Raw genomic sequence first — 20,478 nt, 5'->3', positions numbered from 1 at the left:
CTATTGCTGTATTTTAACTTTCGCCGTATCGGCTATTCCATAGTTTCCGGTTTTGATAATCCGATCGCCCTTTGCAAACTTAGGCTCCATAATTTCGATAGAGGAACTGTTTTCGATGCCCTTTTTTACGTTAATTTTTACGGCGGTAGAATCATTGATCATTTTCATTACCCAAAACTCATCTTCCGTTTCATTGGAGAGCACTGCCGATTTTGGCAATACTTGTGCTTGGGCATGGTTTAACTTCGTCAATCTCACCTTGGCAATCAATCCCTCCGGAATATCTTTCCCCGAATTTACTTTGATAATATACCGTTGGGTTTGAGCAAGCGAATCTACAGCTGGCATAGTTCCAGAAACCGAACCGGTTAATGTTGTCCCATCAGGTAGAAGGATGGAAAGACTATTATTTTGTTTGATGATTTGATTGAGTTCGTAAGGTAGATCGAGCAAGAAAACAAGGCTATTGCGGTTGCTGATGGTAGCCAGCGCTTCTCCATCTTGAATATAATCGCCTTTTTGATGATTTACCTGAACAATTATGCCTGCCTGATCTGCCCGGATGGTAGAAATGCCAGAGAATTTAAAATCTGGATCGAGTTTATTAATCGTGTTGCCAATGGCTCGGGCTTCTTTGGTAACCAAGGTAAAGAGAGATTGCCCACGGCCAACAGTCTGGCCTGTTTTTGCATTGGCACGGTCTACGTAACCATTGATGTTGGCCTTTACAAAACTTTTTTCGAGATAAGCGGAAACGGCAGAAAGTTCTACATATTCGGAAAGGGAACTATCGCCAACCATGGTAATTTGAACAGGCGTAGTGGGCGATGGCGCATCAGTTTCTGCAGTGGGATCTGCGTGGTTGCAAGCGCAAAGGCTCCCCAAAAGCAAAAGGCCACAGGGAAATATAGTTAGATATTTATTCATGGTTACCGATTCCAGTAGTTAAATTGATTAATCAGTTTTAGGCGGTTAATTTGGGTTTGCCTCAGTAAATTTTGGGCGGATAGGTAATTGTTGATGGCGATTACAAAATCGGATACTTTAAGATCTCCAGTATGTAAAAGTTTGCTGTCTACATCGATCAATCCCTTGCTAAAACGAATCTGTTCATTAATTTTTGAAGTAAGCAAATCGGTTTCTTCTAATTGCTGGCGGATGAGGTAAATCTGCTGTTTCTGCTGTTTGATAAAATAATCTCGATAACCCGTAACTGTATTGGAGGAGAGGGCGAGCTTGTTATATTGCATCTGTTTTTGATGGCCATCATAAATCGGAATTGAAAAAGTGAAGCCTGCACTGGCACCAAAATTTTTATACGGCTGAAAAACTAGAGACGAACTGTATCCACTGTTTACATAAACCCCAAGTTTTGGTTTGTAATTCAGGTCGATTCCATTTTTAAGATTCGTGTTTTTTAAACTATCGATTTCAAAGCGTTTGGTAAAAAATGCTGGCTCACCAACTGCAAAATCGCTTTTTAGTTTGGGTATTTCCAATCTGGAAAGTGCCGAATCCGTGGTTCCTGCAAGATAGTTGAGCGTGGCATAATCATTTTTAAACTGAATTTCTGCCTGTTTTAAGCTTAATTCCTGTTGTTGCAACGTAACCAAAAAGGTTAGGTATTCGGATTGTTTATAGATGTTGCTGCGGGTAAGCGATTTAAGCAAACCTTCTTCTTTCCTTAAAAGTACAACCACTTCTTGGTTAAAATCGACCTGCTCCTGACTGGCAAAAGCCGTGATGTATTGATCGACGATAGATTTATTTAAATCGTACAAAGACAATTGACTTGCGTAACGAATCGAATCGCGTTGAATTTTTATGCCTTGAAGCTGATTATTGATTCGTTTTTTGTTGAGCAAATCGTAATTTACATTCAGCATGGCCTCTAAAGCCTGTCCGTTGGTAATCACTTCATCGTAACCATAACCCCTAATAATCGGTGCATACATGCCGGCTCCTGTAGCGGTAACCTGAGGTCGGGCACTTGCTTTTGCAATTAGGCTATCAATTGCCGAAGATTTTTCCTGGTTTTGGAAATCCTTTAAAATCGGACTTGCAGATTTGGCCTGGCTCAGAAAATAGTCGAGATTTTTTGCGGGCGCCTGCGCCATGGCAGAACCAGCGCAAAAAACCAATATTAAATAGATAAGTTGCTTAAAGATCATTTTCTTTCGCTTGGAGAATTAAAATCTGCCCGAGAGCATCAGTCCGGTACTGCCCGGTTGATGGAATGGCATTAGCGTAAAGTTTCCTTCTTTTTTGGTTGTAAAAAGGCTTTTCATGTAAGGATAAATGAGATAGGCAATTTTGGTTGATGCAATTCCAAATCCCGCACCGGCAACCACATCGCTAAACCAATGTTTATTGTTGTACATTCTTAAGGTTCCGGTAGCCGTGGCAACAAAGTATCCAGCGTAACCAATCCATGGATTTACGTCTTTATATTCTTGGTGGAGAAACTCCGCAGCCATAAAAGCAGATGCGGTATGGCCAGATGGGAAAGAATTTTCGCCATTTCCATTTGGTCTTTCTCTGCCAACGCCCTGCTTAACAAAATGAGTAGAAACGCCCATTATGGCTGCCGAGGTTACATAAAGCATCGAGGCATCGAAAAGATTGTGCTTACCTTTTATACCGGCTAGGTTCAACGCATAAACTGCAGCTGCAGGTGCAAACTGAATGTAATCATCTACGTGTGCGGCAAAAAGTGGATGGTCTTCCTGCAGTTCGGCTTTGGTACTTACATCGAGTTGCTTCAGTGCGCCATGATCATACACGGCGGCAAATCCATAACCAATCAGTACGGCAGGAGCGATAAATGTAGCTGGCCTAAATTTATTTTTAGGAATTGGATTGCCAGAATACCACCGTCCTACAGAATCAGTAGGTTTAATATTGGTAGAATCTGGACTTTGTGCTGAACAGAAAGTAATGGTAGTAATGACCAGCAATGTAGATAGAAAGAATTGGCGCATGGGTTACGATTTTATTGGATTGCCATTTGCATCAAACAATAAATCCTTGCCCTTTACTTCGGCTTCGTAATTTAGTGTTCCATCTGCCTTAGTAATTCTTGCTGCCTCTGCAATCTTCATTCCTCTTAATTTAGCAAGTACAGGGGTAGGAAGCTCCGAAGATTTAATTTCGATCTCTGTTTCTAGCAGTGCGCCGCTCTTTGCATACACTTCAGATATTTCTTTTCCATTTAAGCTAAAACCAGCTTCATAGTTAACCTTTTCCATTTCCCAATTTACTTTGGTTGCCGGATGACGTTTTGCGAATGCGGCCTTTACCGAAGCAGGCACTTTGGCTACATCTAACTTTTGAGCCAGTGAAACAGAAGCTAAACCTCCTATTAAAACAAATATTCCAAAAATCCTTTTCATAGTGCTAAATTTTAATAAATCTAGGGTCTAATTATGGAGGAATTCTGTAGTTAGGTTGTTGGTTTAAAACAAATTGTAAATATGTGCGATTCGTCTATTTGCTCGTAATCAATTTTAAAGCCGTAGAGGTTACAAATCTGTTTGGTAATGGCCAGTCCTAGCCCCATACCTTCTGATTCTGTTGATTTTGAAAATCGATCGAACAGTCTATTTTGAACTTGAATATTTTTCCCTGTGTTGGAAAAAGTGAGTAGATCGCTTGTCAACATTATACTAATCTGACCTCCGGATCGGTTGTGTCTAACCGCATTGCTGAAGAGGTTATTCAACAGGATATCTGCCAAATACCTGCTCATATTTATTTCTGTTTGTTCCAGTTCAAATGTTACGGTAAGATTATCTTTTTCAAAAAGCTCTTTAAACTGACGGGTTTTTGCTTCAATCAATTCTTTAAAATCAATTTCCTGTGCATCGGAAATGAGATTGTTTTCAATTTTTGCAAGCAGTAAAAGGGATTGGTGCAATCGGGAAAGTTTGCCTGTTGCTAGGTAAATATCTTCGAGCAAAGTGCCTTGCTGTTCGGTAAAAGATTCGGTTTGAAGTAAAGAATCCAATTTCGAATTGATCACGGCTAGAGGCGTCATCATCTCATGCGAAGCATTATCGGTAAAGCTTTTAAGCTCTTTATAATCTTGCCTCACCCTTTCGGCCATTGCATTTACGGATTGGTTGAGCTCGTTAAATTCATCAATTTTAGTAGGCTCTTCTTTTATGCGATCCATTTTTGCCACCTCGAAAGCTTTCATCCGCTGGAGCGTAATGTAAAACGGTTTCCATAAGCGGTTAAGCATAAATCGGTTAATCAAAATCAGTGAGAGCAACAAAACTACGGTTACGCCAAGGGTAATGAGGAGAATAATCCGTACCAGATCTTCTGATTCTACCCTAGATTTGGTGATGGTAATTTGGTAGATTTTGCCTTGGAGCGAAACGGTTGTAACCAAACTCCTACCGGGTTCTATTTCGTTTTCTTTGGTATTGAGGTAGGTGGTGTAGCTAAATTCGCGTACGCCACCCGAATCTTTATGAATCGGTTTGTAAGAAACCTGTTGATCTAGATAACTGGCGGGTAAGGGAAGTTTTTGATAGGCTTTGGTGTATTGCCTAATCTCATTTTCTTCTACGGCAAGATCTTTATCCAGCTTATCCAATAAAATAAAGTGGATTACGATGTAATAAATTACGCCAGTAATCAGTAAGATAATAAGCGAGGTGAGTAAATTTACACGGTTATATCTTGCTGATAACTTCATAATGATCAAAATTTATAACCGATGCCATGATACAAATGTAATCTCCTGTGTCGGTTTCTGCAAACTGAGATTTCTTAATCAATATTTAATAAAGCTCCATTAATCGATTTGCTTTAGTAATATGAAAACAGATTATTTCACAAAAAAAGCCCGCATAAAAGCAGGCTTAGAATTTTTTAGTGTGTGTAAATATTAGTGCTGATTCCCTGAGCCATCGGTTTGATAGGCACCGATGTCGCTTCCGGGTGCTGTAATTTTTGCACCAAAACTGCCAGTAGTTTTAACAGCTACCATTGGCGAGAAATCGGTTTTGCTTTTGTTGTGTCCAGGAGATGTGGCCTGTAAACCAAAATTTGAATTTCCAATCGAAGTAATATATGCTGGCATTAAAGATGCTGTAATTGGTCCGGGGTTTGCCGAATAATCAAATTGATCGGTAATGTAATTGAAGAACAATGGATTTTTATCTTTCGCGGTAGCGCTTTTTAGATCAGCACTTTGTGCTTTCGCCACACCATCGCTTGCCAAGAACTGCGCTAAAATACCTGCCGTACTGCCGAAATAATATTGGTTGTTGTAAGCAATATTCGTAAGATCGGCATCGGTTGTCATCCTTAACCCGAAACGGCAATTCACAATCAGGTTATTGTAAATTAAACCTCGTGCACCCTGCTCATAATTTATAGAACCCCCGCGACCTGTTTTGGTTTGGCGGAAACCGCAATTGGCCATTGTGTTGTTGTACATATTTACATTGCACTGAACGGTTGTGCCACCAGAATTTGAAGCTTTTAAAGCGTTGGTTGCCGAGCCGATTAGCATATTGTAAGCTAAATCGCCAACGGTACCACTTTTCATATTGAAACATTCGCCACCTGCTTTTCCGCAAAGCTCGAAGGTATTTCTCATGATGGAAACTTTACCACCAACGGTTCTGATTCCGTCATCCGTAGTTCCGAAAATCCAGCTGTCTTCTAATATGAAATCCTTTTCAATGTTGGCAAAATAAATCCCGTAACGCGGATCTCCATCTTTATAAATAGCGGCATCGTTGCCATAAGAGGCTGCTCCAGGAAATTCGATATGCGTCCATTTTATAATTACATCGCCTCCTTTTGGATTTGGTTTTGCTGTTGTAACTGGTGCAGGCGTAGCTACAATGCCACCCCAACTGCCTTTAAATACATTATCATATTTTGCTGCGCTAGCTTCTGCGTGATAAGTTGCCGCATTTTGTACCGTAATATAATTTGGTTTCTCTTGCGTACCCAAACTGATAAACGTGCCGTGTACACTGATTTGTGGTGCCTTATCTTTTGTTCCATCGCCTACGGCAATTAAGGTAACCCCACTTTGCATCAGCAAGGTATCGCCATCATTTACGGTAATATCCTTATCAAAATAGTAAGTTTTACCGCTTTGCATGGTGCCTTTAATGCTTCCGCCGGCGAGGTTTTCTGAGGTAATTAAAGAACCCGATTGAATTACAGGAACCGACAAGGTTAGTAATTCATCTTTGTGGCAGGAAGCCAATAAGGCAACTATAGCCACAATGGATACCGATTTTAGAATATTTTTCATCTGCATATTTATTTTTAAAGATGGTTTCATGTTCTTATAATTTGTAGCGTAAGCCCAGTAAATAGAATTGTTTGTATTCATCTTTGCGCACAAATACATTTTCGCCTACCGTTTGGTTGGCAACATCCTGATTGATTGTTGAAGCGGTAACTTGATAGGGTCTTCTAATTTCTAATTCAGACGGCGTGTTTAAAAGGTTGTTCACTTTAATGTAAACTGAGAAGTTTTTGGAAACTTTTTTCTCTGCAGAAAGATCTAAAGTGATGGTGCCTTTCTGCCAGATGTCGTTATCAAGATAAGGTGAAACCGTGTAGATTCTTGGTCCGGTGTAAACCGCAGCAACCTGTGCATCAATTCCAGATTTAGCATCCTTAAACAAAAGCGAAAGATTACCGATGTGTTTCGACTGACCTTGTAACGGACGGGTTTGATCTTCATTTCTTTGTGTTAAAGATGTCGTTGCTGCATCTCTATATAAAACGGTTTTGGTTGTGGTAATTTTAGAATCGGTAAAGGTATAGTTTGCACGGAAACCGAACTTACTGATGTATTTGGTAAAATCGACCTCGAAACCATAATTGGATGCATTACCGAAATTTGCTGCGGTGTAAAATACACTTGTGGCCTGATTAACCAAAGCATATTCTATTGGGTTTTTAATGTCTTTATAGAACACGCCAACCAATAACTGATCCAGCTGTTTTGGAAAAAACTCATATCTTAAATCATAGTTATCAGAGGTAATTCGTTTTAAGTTTGGATTGCCAAGTTCTTGATAATCGGCATCCGGATCGCCACCAGTATGCGGAATCAATTCATAAAAACCTGGTCTGCTAATCGCCGAATAATAAGATGCCCGAAGGTTTTGTTTATCGCCCAGCGCATATTTAAAGTTTAAACTTGGTAATAAATCATCGTATTTCTTCGATCCGATTGCACCAACCGTTTGGTTTACATTTGCCGAAGTTACCCAGTCTTGCTGAGTATTTTCGTAACGTACACCGCCCAAAGTTTGCAACTTACCAATGGTAAATTTAAACTGTGCATAAGCAGCTGCTACCTTTTCCTTGAAGTTGTAATTTAAGGGGTCGCTTGGTGAACCACCAACTGTTTGCACCATGAACGTGTTGTTGTTGATGTTGCCATCGTAAACCTGCGTGGTACTGCCCGATAATCTTAAAGAATAATCATCGTAACTGCTAGTTCTGGTTTTATCGCGGTACATTCCACCCACACTAAATTCTACTTTGGTATCGGCAATTTTTGGTTTGTAGATAAAGTTTAAATAAGCAGTTTTATCCTCATCTGAGTTTTTCGCCCATACATGAGATTGCGCAGCACCTGTAGAATTAAATAAAGCGGGATTTTGTGTGGCACCGATTTTAATGCCTCCAGCATCCAAAATAGCAGTTCTACCAGTAACAATATTTAAGCTTGCACGATCAGGTTCATTTGCATCGGCTTTGGCGTAAACCAGCGACCAGTTCATGTCCAAATGATCGGCCAGTTCGTGTTCGCCATGAAGGTTTGTACTAAAGATTTGCTGTACAATTCGGCTGCTGCGATACGTGTTGCTCACACGGCCGGTTCCCATACCCACACGACCCAAGTTTAGAGTCGTATCGCTTTGAAAACGAAACTGGTTTTGAGCCAAGTTCATGTACGAGGCATAAAGATCTATTTTATGATCTTTATTAAATTTGTAATCCAATTTAGCGTGTAAGCCTGTACGTTCCTGTTGAATGCTGTAACTTCTGGCCTGCACACTTTTTAAAGCCGGTTCGTTGGTTGCACGGTCTACATCAGTGTCGTAAAAAACAGTGCTAGTTCCACGATAGGTATTTTGATAACTCACCGCGGCAAGTGCTCCGAATTTTTTATCTGTTGATCTTCCGCCAATACTTACTCCAAATACTGTAGAAATAGGTGCCTTTTTAGTGCTGTAATTAAATGCATTGTTGGGAAAATCTGCCAGCGTAGCTGAATAGCCATTTCCGTTAACACTTCTTGGAGAAGATTTGGCACTTGCCGAATGATCAAACTGGGTGTAATCCTGATTGAAAAGCGAACCTGCCAAACCAACTGCTACATTTGCACGAATAGTTAAACGATCTGGCGCATCTTTTAAAACCAAGTTAATTCCGCCACCAATGGCATCGCCTTCTAAATTTGGTGTTAATGATTTATAAACCTCCATGCGATCAACAATATCCGCAGGAAAAATATCTAATGGTACGTACCTATTCTTATTATCGGGACTTGGAATTTTTACGCCGTTTACCAACGTATAATTGTAGCGTTTATCCATTCCTCGGATAATTGCGTATTGCCCTTCACCATTATTGCTTCTTTCTATGGAAACGCCAGAAACCCTTTGGGTAACATTGGCAATGGTTAAATCTGGCGAAATTTCTATTGCTCTTGCCGAAACTGCATTTAAAACCTGATCAGATTTACGTTCAATAGAACGGGATTTATAATCACTTCCCTCATCGGATTTTCCGGAGATTTTTACCTCATCCAAATCGCTTGATTTGCTCTCGATCTGTAGACTGATGATTTTTACTTCGCCTGCTTTAAGTTCAAATTCTTTATCATCATCTTTATAAGCCACAAATTTGGCCTCAACTTCATATTTTCCGGGCTTAACGTTTCTAAAAACATAACTTCCATCTAAACCTGTTGATACAGAAGTTTTAAACGTTTTACTTTGATTCTTAAGTGTTACAGTAGCACCAATTAGCGTTTCCTTTGTGTTTTTATCGATTACGGTTCCTCTGATGGATCCATCATATTGAGCCATTGCAACTAGGCAAAAAATCACATGAACTATGGTGAGTAATAGTCTCTTCATTTACGGTGTTTATTTACCGCAAAGGAACTCTTCGAACTTTAACACAAACAGCCGTTCGTATTAAGGTTATGTTAAATTTTTATTTTTGTTAGATTAAAAATGAAGGATCCGAAAACCAATTATTTAACATTTAGTAAATAATCATGCATATTGTCGTTTAGTCTGACTTTTAAGCTCTTGAGCTTTTTTAAATAGAATGCACGTACAGAATCCCAGTTGTAATACGGATAAGTTTTTGTGCTTAAACCATTAATTGCAACTTCCTTTTCGTTGAGCAGAAATTTAACCAAGTATTGATTTTTGGATTCATTTTTATAAAAGATCCACTGGATATTGGCACTGAATGGAATCACTTTTTCTGCCTTCCAAACTTGATTAAAACTTAAAATATCTTTAGCTGGTTCTGAAGCTCCTTTAATATTCATAATCGCTGCAAAAGGTGCTACGGTTTCTGCATGTGCAAAACGAAGATCGGCTTTTGGGCTATTTGATTTTAGATAGCTATCTGTGGTGTTGATGAAATCTGCTAGTAAAGGCGCTGCAATTCTAACCTGAATTCCATTGGCATTCATTCCTGGACCTTTTTTCAGGAAATCTTCAGCATCGCCTAAAACTCCAAGTGCTTTTAAATCGGTCGCAATAAAATACTTTGCGAAGTTTAAATCTGTATCGTTTAGGTTTACCGCTTTAATCTCGTATTCTATTGCACCTAAAATGGTGTAAAACCCATAAATATCCTCTATAAAAGTAGTTCTGTTTTCAGGATTTAAGCTTTTTAAAAAATCAGCCTTAAAAAACTTATTTACAAATTGATCCGTAATCGAGTTTAGTTTTTTTATGTTGGCCAGTTTTTGATACTCTTTTATCCAAGCGCCATGTTCTTCAAATTCGTTATAAGTTTTAGAAAAATCGTAAAACCTAAGGTGATCATCATCGGCATAATTAAACTTTACATTTTCGGTTAGGGATGGTTTTTCAGCTTTCAATCCAGCTAAAAATGCCTCAGCACTTTCCTTTGTCCTTCCTTTTTTGGTAGTAGAGATCATCAAAGGCGTGGAATTTCCAGAGAATACATTTTTCTGATTGGTATACATGCGCTTGGCAATTCCTTCAAGCTCTTCTGCTCCGGTTTTGGAGATCGATGCAAATCCTTTTTCTTCTACCTTATCCAAATTGGAAACCATCTTCCAAAGCATTTTGCCTTCATCGTTAAGTACGTTTAAGCTATCTGCCTTTTTTAATAATCGCCAAGCATAACTAACCTTTACATCTTTAGTTAAGTGCCTTGCGCCATGCCGGCCAATAAAATTGATATAAACTGCTTTATAGCCTGATGGTACAGGTGTATAATTGGATTGTAAAGGCTGATAAAGCGTTTTTGTTCCAAGCTTTATGGATGGTTTTTGCTGAGCAAAACCAGATAAAGAAAATGCTGTAAGAAGTAGTAAAATGTAAATTCTGTTCATAATGGCCATTAATACCGCCAAAAGTAGAGGATTTAATATTAAGATAAGGTTAAATTAAATGCACTAAATGATCCAGAAAATTGGGCTTTAACTTAAGCTTTGCGCTTATTTTAATTAATCTAAATAAAAGCTACTTTTGCGATTGATCTTTTATGCTAGCATCAAATCCTTAATTACCAGTCGAAATCAACACATGAAGGTAGAATCCCAAACGAGAAATTTAGTAAAGAAAAGTAGTTTCAGAACCACCGTAAGCAAAATTGTTTCCTTTCTACACTTATAGCTTGGCCTTTTGGCTGGAAGCGTTTTATTAGTGGTTGCGCTAACAGGTTGCATTCTTTCTTTTGAAGATGAACTTACATCCGTATTTTTCGTTAAAGAACAGCAGGTTGTGCCCAAAGGCGATAAACTTTCGGTCGATTCTCTGTTATCGATTGCTAAAACCGCATCTCCAAAAAAGAAAATATTTAGAATGATCCTTCCCTCAGAGCCCTACAGAAGTGTAAAAGCAACGTTTGGCAGCAAAAAACTGGGTTATGATTATTTGTATATCAATCCTTATTCTGGAGAAATTTTATCCGAAGGAAAAGAAAATAAGCGCTTTTTTGCTGTTGTTCTTAACCTGCATCGGTTTCTGCTTGCTGGATCAGTTGGGAAAACCATCACCGGAATTTCCTGTGCAATAACCTTTTTTATGACGATTAGCGGACTTTACCTGTGGTGGCCAAAAAACAGAAAGGTGCTTAAACAGCGGATTATGGTTAAACAGAATGCTTCTTTTAAAAGAACAAACTGGGATTTACATGCTGTTGGCGGATTTTATGTAATGATTTTTCTTTTTATCATCACCTTAACCGGATTGATTTGGAGTTATGATTGGATAGAAACCCTAATGTTTAAGCTTGCAGATGGAAAAACTTCAAAGCCAGAAATGGTGATGCAAAAGGTAGATAAAGCTAAAAAAATAGATGGTCTTTACTCAAAAATTGTAATGGAAAGCAATAGTATATACCTTCATCAAGGTGATTTAAGCATCAATTTTCCTGATAAAAAGGATAAGCCAATACTGGTTTCAAAAGAAAATGGTGAAGATGTTGTAAAAACAGTAGATCAGATTTATTTTGACAATCGAACTGGGGCAGTGATTAGCAAGCGTCCTTTTGCTTCTTTAACTTTAGGCAACCAAATTCGCAAACTGAACAAGCCCATTCATACCGGAAGTATTTTTGGCTGGCCAACCAAACTGCTTGCATTTATTGTGTCGTTTTTAACAGCCTCGCTTCCCATTACAGGTCTTTTAATTTACTTGGGCAGAGGTAAGAAGAAGAAAAAGATTAGCGTAGTTTAAGTTGTTCAATAAAATTATTAGTGCAAAAAGAGTTCTCCCCTCTAGTTTAAGGATACTCTAGCGAAAGTCTCCGATTGTGCTAAAAGAGAAATTCTGTTGAAAAGATTTGATTAAATATTGAAGGGCACAAGCGTACGCTTGCGCCAGATGGGATAAAATTAAGGCCTTTTTTGCCTAAGCAATCGGGATTGGAAAAATAAAAAATGCAACAAATTAAATTGTTGCATTTTAAATAAAAAAGTTTGTACAGATTTAGGATCTGTTTAAAAAATGTATTGGCATTTCGGCTGCTTTTAACATAAAATTGTGCAGTTCATAATTTTTAACAAATGGCTTAAGGCTTTCAGCACCAGGACCAAACATCGTTAATTCTACATAGTCGCCGGTATGGTTCATTCCTGCCCATTGAACATCCGTATATTTACCCAAAATTTTTCCATATTCGTAAAAAGGAAGATTGGCTTCATTATACAATTGCCCAGGAACAATCTCTTTAAAATGCGCAAGGAGTGATTTAATATCATCAGATTTCATTTCTATTCCTTGATTTTCCTTAATCATTTCCATAATCTTCTGCTCGCTAAAAGATTGATTCAATTGCCCAAGTAACCAAGTATTACTGTGTTTGAATTTTTGAAGATTATCAAATTTTTTATTGGCTTCATCGGCATAAAAAAGCCCCGGATTGGAGTTGCCATGATCAGTTGTAATAATTACTAATGTTTCGCCATCTTTTTCGGCAAATTCAATCACTTTTCCAACAGCTTCATCGAAGGCAAGTTGGTCAAAAATAAGTCCGCCAAGATCATTAGAATGTGCTGCCCAATCTACCTTTCCACCTTCTATCTGCAAAGCAAAGCCATCTTTATGGTCTTTCATCAACTCAATTGCTTTCATCGTCATTTCGGCGATGGATGGAACAGTTTTCATCAGTTCTGCATCATGTAATCTATCTACTTCATAAGGCATTCCATCTTCTGCAAACAAACCTAAAACGGGTTTAGATTTATCGAGCGCCAACATTTCGGCTCTATTTTCTGCAACTTTATATCCTTGAGTTAAATATTTAGGCAACAAGTTTCCACCTACTCTTTTTTCGCCGAAATATTTACTTCCGCCGCCCATCATCACATCAAATTTTAATGCCAGATAAAGTTCAGCAATAATATCCTGACCACCGCGATTATCTATATTGATGCAAAAACCAGCTGGAGTTGCATGTGTAATTGGAACCGTAGTTACACAACCTACTTTCTTACCTTGTTCTTTAAATTTCTGAAGAATTGGTTGAGGTTTTTCTCCATTGGGCCCAACATTTAGCGAGCCATTTCTAACCCGCATTCCACCTCCCCAGGAGGAACTTGCAGCGGCAGAATCTGGCAATTTGCAAACCGCAGGCTTTTAACAAAGATGAGTTGATGATCTGATTAATTTGGTTAAATAGGATTATGAAATTGTTAAATGTGTGCGGTGCTTCGTATTTGGCGACAGGCGTTTTTTATTTAAAGATTAAGAACAATCTGCCAAAGCAATGGTTAAGTTTGCATAACGATGCAACACTACCAGCTTTACGTACTCAGCAAATCCGATTATCCAGCGTTAATTTCCTTATGGGAATCTTCTGTTCGGGCAACTCATCATTTTTTATCAGAGGCGGATATCCAATCCTACAAAAAACTAATCTTCAACAAATATTTAGATCAAGTGGATTTATTTTGCCTTAAACTGGAAGATGAAATTATTGGTTTTATGGGCCTATCGGATGATTTTCTTCAGATGCTTTTTATTCATCCCAACTTTAGAGGTAAGGGTGTTGGAAAACAACTCATCGGCTTTGCCATTAAAAATAGAAACATTAAAAAGGTAGATGTTAATGAACAAAACAAACAGGCTTTTGGGTTTTACAAACATTTGGGCTTCCAGATTACCGATCGTTATGAGCATGATGCTGTGGGTAAACCCTATCCAATTCTATCTATGGAATTGAGGAAAAACTAATTTAAGTTGGCATTAGATACGCTTTAACTTAATTTTAACACTTTAATCGAGTCAATACCACCATTCGTAGAGTCATGGCTCCACCCTACATTAAATCGCAATAATTTCCTGCTTTTATTAATTAACGATTTAAAAACAGATGAGGTTATTGAAATTTTTACCCGCTATAATTGGCTTTGCCATTCTATGCCTAAACTTGGTTTCCTGCAAAAAAAGCGAAACGACTGATGATGAAACCACCACAACAGAAACGACTACAACATACGGAACTATAGTAACCAACGCAAAAGATACCACGGTTGCAAATGCAGTGCTAATTACCTACGCAAATAATGTGGCTACCGTAACTAATCCATATGCAAGTAGCGGCGTTTCTATTGCAAATGCAAATGGAATGGTTACCATAACATCCTCTATACAGAGCACCGAAGTAAACTACGTGGTTTCTGGCAGTACAACAAGTGGGGCAATAAAAATTTATAGCGATTATAAATTCGGATTGGTACTAAATGGAGCAGATATCATTAGTAAAGATGGACCGGCTATTAATATTCAGTCTGGTAAAAAAGCAACCGTAACCTTAGTTGGCGCAACCAATAACCGCTTAATAGATGGCACAACATATACTGCAAGCGGAACGGAAGATATGAAAGGAACTCTGTTTAGCAACGGACAATTAATTTTTACCGGTAATGGTAGGTTAATTGTAAAAGGAAATTACAAACACGCCATTTGTAGTGATGATTATGTGGATGTAAAAAGTGGAACCATAACGGTTACCGGCGCTGTATCTGATGGGATTCATGCTAATGATTATTTTACCATGGAAGGTGGTTCTTTAAACATCACCTCAGCCGGAGATGGAATTGAAGCTGAAGAAGGATATGTTCAAACTACAGCTGGCACCATTATAATCAGTAGCGTTGATGATGGAATTTCTGCTTCTTATGAAGGTACAGATATCAGCATAGATCCTTCGGTAAAAATTAATGGAGGTACAATAACCATAACGACCACTGGAGAAAAGGGAATGGGCATAAAAAGTGAAGGCGCAACCACAATAAACACTACTGATGTGGTTAAAATTACTGTTTCTGGTAAGGGCGCAAAAGGATTAATCAGTGGAAAAGATTTTACCATAACCAATGCGAACTTAAACATTAACACATCTGGAGATGCTTTTTACGATACTACAGATAAAGATATCTCTTCAGCATCGGGCATTAAAAGTGGAGGCAATTTTAAAATGGATAAAGGTACTGTAACCATTGCAAGTTCGGGAAGTGGTGGAAAAGGCATTAACGCCGATGGCACATTGATTATTAACGATGGAACAATTACCGTAACAACATCGGGTGGTGTATTTACTTACGGATCGGAAGATACATCGGCGAAAGCCATAAAAAGTGATGGCGATTTAACCATTAACGGTGGCAACATTTCTGTAAAAACCACAGGAAAAGATGCTGAAGGGATTGAAAGCAAAACTATCCTCACTATAAACGGAGGAACTATTGTATCATTGGCCTATGATGACGGCTTAAACGCATCTAAACAGATTGTAATAAATGGTGGAAATATTTATTGCTATAGTACTACGAATGATGGAATTGACTCGAATGGAACCATGACCATTACCGGTGGATTGATTATTTCTTCGGGCACCACTGCTCCAGAAGAAGGTTTCGATTGCGATAACAATACATTTAAAATTACAGGTGGAACATTAATTGGTGTTGGAGGTGCAACCAGTACTCCAACCACAAGTGTAACCACACAAAGAGCAGTAATATTAAGCACAACTGCAACGGCAGATCAGATTGTTCATGTAGAATCCTCAACAGGTTTAGAAATATTTACTTTTAAAGTGCCGAGAGCCTATTCTAAAATGACCATGTTATTTAGTATGCCAGGTTTAGTTGCAAACACGAGTTATTCAGTTTATACAGGTGGGAGCTTAACAGGTGGTACTAACTTTTACGGTTTATACACTGGTTCTACTTACACAAAGGCATCAACCGCTACAAACTTTACTACAAGTTCTATCCTCACCAATGTGAGCAAATAATTTTATAATACTTTTTTTGTGAAGGCATCAGAAAATCTGATGCCTTTTTCGCTCTCCAGAGTCCACAATAAGTTAATTCATCCATCGCAATATGTAATCATTTCATTAAGCGGTTTTCAATCTCATTTATTTCCGTAATTTTATTCGATTAATCGCTCAATCGTTTAAATAAGTGAAAAGAACAACCAAACCATCTCTCTACATCTTAATGATATTTTTCTGCTTCAGTTTTAAAAATGCTGTGGCACAAAAACCAGATATTACCTATGCAAGTCCACAAACTTATGTAACGGGCATCACTATAGCTCCTCTTATCCCCACAAATCAAGGTGGCGCAGTTCCGGCAAATATTTACAAACAGGTAAGCACCTTTGCAGGTAGTGGAGCAAGTTTATCGGGGAATGGCATTGGCACAAACGCGAGTTTTAACCTTCCATCTGGCATTGGTTTAGATGCAAATAGCAATATTTACATCTGCGATTTTGGCAGTGGCGCAATTAGAAAAATAACCCCAGCAGGCGTGGTTACCACTATTGGCAATGCGACTGATCCAACTGGACTAACTGCAGATGATACTGGAAATGTATTTGTTTCGAGCTCTTGGGATAAGGTAATTTATAGGATAACTCCAGCAGGTGTTAAAACCGTTTTTGCTTCGGGATTTTCAAATCCCGGTGGATTGAATTTTGATGGTGTCGGAAATTTGTATGTAGCTGATCAGGGTAGTAATCAAATCAAAATGATTACGCCAAGCGGTGTATTAACGGTAATTGCGGGAACTGGGCAAGCTTCTGCGATAGATGGAAATGTAAATGTTGCCACTTTTTATCGGCCAGACGGTGTCGCTGTGGATAATCAATTTAACATATATGTAGCAGATGCCGGCAATAATAAAATCAGAAAAATTACGCCAGCTGGGGTAGTAAGTACTTTTGCCGGAAGCGGTTTACCTGGCAGTGTAGATGGAAATGGAACAAACGCCAGACTTTATTATCCTACGGGAATCACCATCGACCCGAACAACAATCTTTACGTTGCCGATTATCGAAATTATCAGGTTAGAAAAATTACGCCCAATGGAGATGTAACTACTTTAGCTGGCGGTGGCAATATTGGAAATACCAATGGGGTTGGCAAGGGCGCAAGTTTTAACAGTCCAATTATGCTTGCCTTTGATAAATTGGGCAACTTATTTGTAACTGATTTCAACAATAACTTGATCAGAAAAATTAGCCTAACCGGTTATACTATTGATAGAAACCTTCCGAACGGATTAGTTTTTGATGCTCGAACTGGAATTATTTCGGGCACACCAACCGAAACCTGGACTAAAACAGATTACGTAATTACGGCGTACAATTTGTTCGGAAGTGATTCAGAAACGGTTAATATTGAAGTGGTTTCGGCAAGTAAAATTGTGTTCAACGAATTGCCGACAGCCAACATTTGTCAGGCAGATTTTGATCCAGAAGCCATTAGCGGGATGCCGATTACTTACTCCAGTAGCAATTTACAGGTGGCTACAATTTTAGCGGGCAAAATCCATGTTGTTGCACCCGGCATTACAACCATTACGGCAACAAATGGGACTGAAACCTCAACTCGAAATTTTGTTGTATCTGATTTCCAGAAACCTTTTGCGGTAATAACTGCAGATGCAACAAAGGCGTGCCAAGGTGTAAGAATAACTTTTAGAGCAATTGTAACTAGTGCTGGCACCAATCCTAGTTTTAACTGGTTTTTTAATGGCATAAATGTAAATAACAATGCTTCAACATTCTCTACGGTTGATGCGAAAGATGGCGATTTGGTAACCTGTCAAATTATAAATACGGATTATTGCGTTCCCGTAATTTCGGATATTTCCAATGAAATTAGACTTTCCATTGAAGAATACACAACTCCAACGGTCGAAATTAATGCCTCTACAACAGAACCCATTTGTGCTGGTTTTCCAATTACATTTGTTGCAACAGGCACATCAAACTCAATTATTTCTCCAACCTATGAGTGGTTGGTAAACGATAAAACTACAGGAATAAATGAAAGCACTTTTACATCAGCAACCTTAAAAAACAATGATGTGGTAACTGTAAAAATGCAAACGGAGAACGCTTGTACAACCAACCCCATTGCCTATTCAAACCCGATAACGGTTGCCATTAGAAACGATTGCGAAGTCTTAGTTCGAAATTCGTTTACGCCAAATGGCGATGGAGTAAACGATTATTGGCAAATTAATGCGGTTAGCGATAATGCTTTAGTTAAGGTATTTAACCGAAATGGTTCGATTGTTTACCAATCTACTGGTTATAAAAAACCTTGGGACGGAAATTTAAATGGAAGATCGTTACCAGTAGGCACCTACTATTATTTAATTATCTCGGAAAAGGGAACTAAAAAAGATTCTGGTTCTGTTACTATTTTAAGATAGCTATGCAAGTTTTGAGGGGGCCAATCCGAAAGCTTTTTTAAAGGCAAAAGAAAAATGAGAAAGGTCTTTGAAGCCAACTTCAAGATATACCTCAGTAGATTTTCTACCCTTTTCTTTAATCAGGTAATACGCATCATTTAATCGTTTTTGTTGGAGCCATTTATTCGGCGACATCTTGTAAATTTTCTCGAAATCTCTTTTAAACGTGGCTAAACTTCTGCCAGTTAAATAGGCGAAGCGGTTGCTATCTACATTAAATTTATAGTGCGCATTCATGTACGCTTCCAGATCTATTTTCCCAGGTTCGGTGAAATCAAAAAGCACGTTTTTAATCTGCGGAATGGTTTGGAGCAGAATCATCACGGCTTCTTTTACCTTCAAATTGGTAAGCATACTATTCAATTCATTTACACCATCTATATACGGCTGTAAAGAATCAATGTAATTGGTGAAAAGCGCATTGGGTTTTAAAAGGATTGAATTAATTTCTGGCTCAGGATGATCCATTGTTAAGTTAAATTCCTCGCTAATGCTGTGTAGGGTTGCCTGATCAATAGAGATGGAAATGGAACGATATTCTCCTCCATCTGCAGGTGGATATTTTGTATAGCGAGCCAATTGATTGCGCCTAAAAAATCTAAAATCACCAGGTTTGAAAACGAATTTTTGGCCACCAATAAACATTTCTGAAACACCAGAAATGATGTACCCAAAATTATGACTTTCTATAAACTGCTCACCTTCACTACTCTTCTTAGAATAACAGGAATATAAAATTTTAGGGCGTTTTTTCTCTTCTTGCATCTAAATCAAATTTATGAAATAATGGGCAATACTTGGCATTACGGTTTCTTAAAATGAACGAGTTAATAACCATTTACTAATCGCTGGTCGAGATTTTTTCCAAAGGAACTCCTATGGAACAAATCCCGACTAACTACATTTTCCTTACCAGCGATGATTAATTTAACCACATATGAAACATTTATTCGTGTTTATCAGTGTTTATCCGTGTCCATCTGTGGTTAAAATCATCTACATAATTTCCATTTACCTAAAAAAAATTAAGGCAAATACTATTTTTTAGTAAACGTCTTACCCAACTCAGTATCCAAAAAGTTAGTGGCTTCGTCATGATCTGTGGATAAACTTACTTCCATCCATTTTTCCATTTCTTCAGTTCTGGTGGCATCCGTATGTTTCAACATTCCAATTGCTTCGCTACCTAAAACCAAATGGATAGGAGGTTCCGGATTTTCGACCAAATTAATCATCACTTGCGCAGCTTTTTCTGGATCTCCAGTAGGCACAAAATTTCCGCTTTGAAAAAATTCACTGCGTTGATCAACCAACTCATATCCCTCAATTTTTGCTGCATAAGTCATAGAATCTCCAGCCCAATCGGTTCTAAAACCCCCAGGCTCTACACTGGTAACCAAGATTCCTAAATCTTTAACTTCTTTTGCTAAGGATTCTGTAAAACCACTTAATCCAAATTTAGCTGCCTGGTAAATACTTACACCAGCATTGCCCACTCGCCCACCAATGGAGCTAATTTGTAAAATCCGACCAAAACCCTGTTTGCGCATATAAGGCAAAACAGCTCTTGTAATTTCTATTGGCGCATATAAGTTGGTTTCCAGCTGACTGCGAACTTGCTCATCGCTATAAGCTTCTGCAGCGCCAACAATTCCAAAACCTGCATTGTTTACTAAAACATCGAGCTGCCCAAAATGCTCAATAGTAGATTCGACTGCCAAATGCACTTGATCGTAATCTGTCACATCCAATTTTATCGGAAAAATCTGTTTGGGATATTTTTCTACCAAGTCTTTTAGTGCATTTATATTTCTTGCTGTTGCGGCTACTTTATCGCCTTTAGCCAATACTGCTTCGGTAAGGCTCCGTCCCAATCCGCGTGAACTGCCTGTTATAAACCAAATTTTTATCATCATTTTTAATTTTTGTTTAGTCAAAGGTAGATCGAATTGAAAATTATAGTTTTGTTGTAAAGCTCAATTTGT

15 protein-coding genes are annotated in these 20,478 nt (G+C 38.4%); 4 read left to right on the top strand and 11 right to left on the bottom strand.

The window, feature by feature from the left end:
* The 8 genes from H7U22_RS00935 to H7U22_RS00900 form a co-directional block, all read right to left on the bottom strand.
* Positions 1-927, bottom strand: coding sequence for an efflux RND transporter periplasmic adaptor subunit (locus H7U22_RS00935; protein WP_187069464.1), 927 nt, complete (start codon positions 925-927; stop codon positions 1-3).
* A 2-nt stretch (positions 928-929) separates the two neighbouring features.
* A complete protein-coding gene (locus tag H7U22_RS00930; protein WP_187069463.1) occupies positions 930-2,171 on the bottom strand; it encodes a TolC family protein in 1,242 nt (413 codons plus the stop codon).
* 18 nt (positions 2,172-2,189) lie between these two features.
* Positions 2,190-2,981: a phosphatase PAP2 family protein gene (locus H7U22_RS00925; RefSeq protein WP_187069462.1), complete on the bottom strand. Its 792-nt coding sequence runs from the start codon at positions 2,979-2,981 to the stop codon at positions 2,190-2,192.
* 3 nt (positions 2,982-2,984) lie between these two features.
* Positions 2,985-3,392, bottom strand: coding sequence for a hypothetical protein (locus H7U22_RS00920; RefSeq protein WP_187069461.1), 408 nt, complete (start codon positions 3,390-3,392; stop codon positions 2,985-2,987).
* A gap of 50 nt (positions 3,393-3,442) precedes the next feature.
* On the bottom strand, positions 3,443-4,705 hold the full coding sequence (locus tag H7U22_RS00915) for a sensor histidine kinase (RefSeq protein ID WP_187069460.1): 1,263 nt from the start codon (positions 4,703-4,705) through the stop codon (positions 3,443-3,445).
* Between the two features lie 192 nt (positions 4,706-4,897).
* Positions 4,898-6,316 carry a hypothetical protein gene (locus tag H7U22_RS00910; protein ID WP_187069459.1) on the bottom strand — a complete coding sequence of 473 codons (1,419 nt, stop codon included), beginning with the start codon at positions 6,314-6,316 and terminating at the stop codon, positions 4,898-4,900.
* Between the two features lie 4 nt (positions 6,317-6,320).
* Positions 6,321-9,140 carry a TonB-dependent receptor gene (locus tag H7U22_RS00905; protein WP_187069458.1) on the bottom strand — a complete coding sequence of 940 codons (2,820 nt, stop codon included), beginning with the start codon at positions 9,138-9,140 and terminating at the stop codon, positions 6,321-6,323.
* Positions 9,141-9,259: 119 nt separating this feature from the next.
* Positions 9,260-10,606, bottom strand: coding sequence for a histidine phosphatase family protein (locus H7U22_RS00900; protein ID WP_187069457.1), 1,347 nt, complete (start codon positions 10,604-10,606; stop codon positions 9,260-9,262).
* 292 nt (positions 10,607-10,898) lie between these two features.
* Between H7U22_RS00900 and H7U22_RS00895 the strand changes: the two genes are divergently transcribed.
* Positions 10,899-11,954, top strand: a complete 1,056-nt coding sequence (locus tag H7U22_RS00895) for a PepSY-associated TM helix domain-containing protein (RefSeq protein ID WP_187069456.1) — start codon at positions 10,899-10,901, stop codon at positions 11,952-11,954.
* Between the two features lie 252 nt (positions 11,955-12,206).
* On the opposite strand, the gene H7U22_RS00890 is transcribed toward H7U22_RS00895, so the two are convergent.
* Positions 12,207-13,337 carry an alkaline phosphatase gene (locus tag H7U22_RS00890; RefSeq protein WP_187069455.1) on the bottom strand — a complete coding sequence of 377 codons (1,131 nt, stop codon included), beginning with the start codon at positions 13,335-13,337 and terminating at the stop codon, positions 12,207-12,209.
* A gap of 168 nt (positions 13,338-13,505) precedes the next feature.
* Between H7U22_RS00890 and H7U22_RS00885 the strand changes: the two genes are divergently transcribed.
* The 3 genes from H7U22_RS00885 (at position 13,506) to H7U22_RS22985 (ending at position 18,454) form a co-directional block, all read left to right on the top strand.
* Positions 13,506-13,952 (top strand): GNAT family N-acetyltransferase, encoded by a 447-nt coding sequence (locus tag H7U22_RS00885; protein WP_187069454.1) that lies wholly within the window; start codon positions 13,506-13,508, stop codon positions 13,950-13,952.
* Positions 13,953-14,091: 139 nt separating this feature from the next.
* The gene (locus H7U22_RS00880; protein WP_187069453.1) at positions 14,092-16,020 is read left to right on the top strand and encodes a carbohydrate-binding domain-containing protein; all 1,929 of its coding nucleotides are present in this window, start codon (positions 14,092-14,094) and stop codon (positions 16,018-16,020) included.
* A gap of 172 nt (positions 16,021-16,192) precedes the next feature.
* The gene (locus H7U22_RS22985) at positions 16,193-18,454 is read left to right on the top strand and encodes a T9SS type B sorting domain-containing protein (protein WP_222621772.1); all 2,262 of its coding nucleotides are present in this window, start codon (positions 16,193-16,195) and stop codon (positions 18,452-18,454) included.
* On the opposite strand, the gene H7U22_RS00870 is transcribed toward H7U22_RS22985, so the two are convergent.
* Positions 18,455-19,258, bottom strand: coding sequence for a helix-turn-helix domain-containing protein (locus tag H7U22_RS00870; RefSeq protein ID WP_187069451.1), 804 nt, complete (start codon positions 19,256-19,258; stop codon positions 18,455-18,457).
* Positions 19,259-19,530: 272 nt separating this feature from the next.
* The gene (locus H7U22_RS00865) at positions 19,531-20,409 is read right to left on the bottom strand and encodes an oxidoreductase (RefSeq protein ID WP_248284644.1); all 879 of its coding nucleotides are present in this window, start codon (positions 20,407-20,409) and stop codon (positions 19,531-19,533) included.
* Positions 20,410-20,478 lie beyond the last annotated feature (69 nt).

This window comes from Pedobacter fastidiosus (assembly GCF_014306625.1).
In the GTDB taxonomy this organism is placed as follows: domain Bacteria; phylum Bacteroidota; class Bacteroidia; order Sphingobacteriales; family Sphingobacteriaceae; genus Pedobacter; species Pedobacter fastidiosus.
Note: the sequence above shows the minus strand (reverse complement) of the source record. Positions and strands in the feature narration are given on the sequence as shown.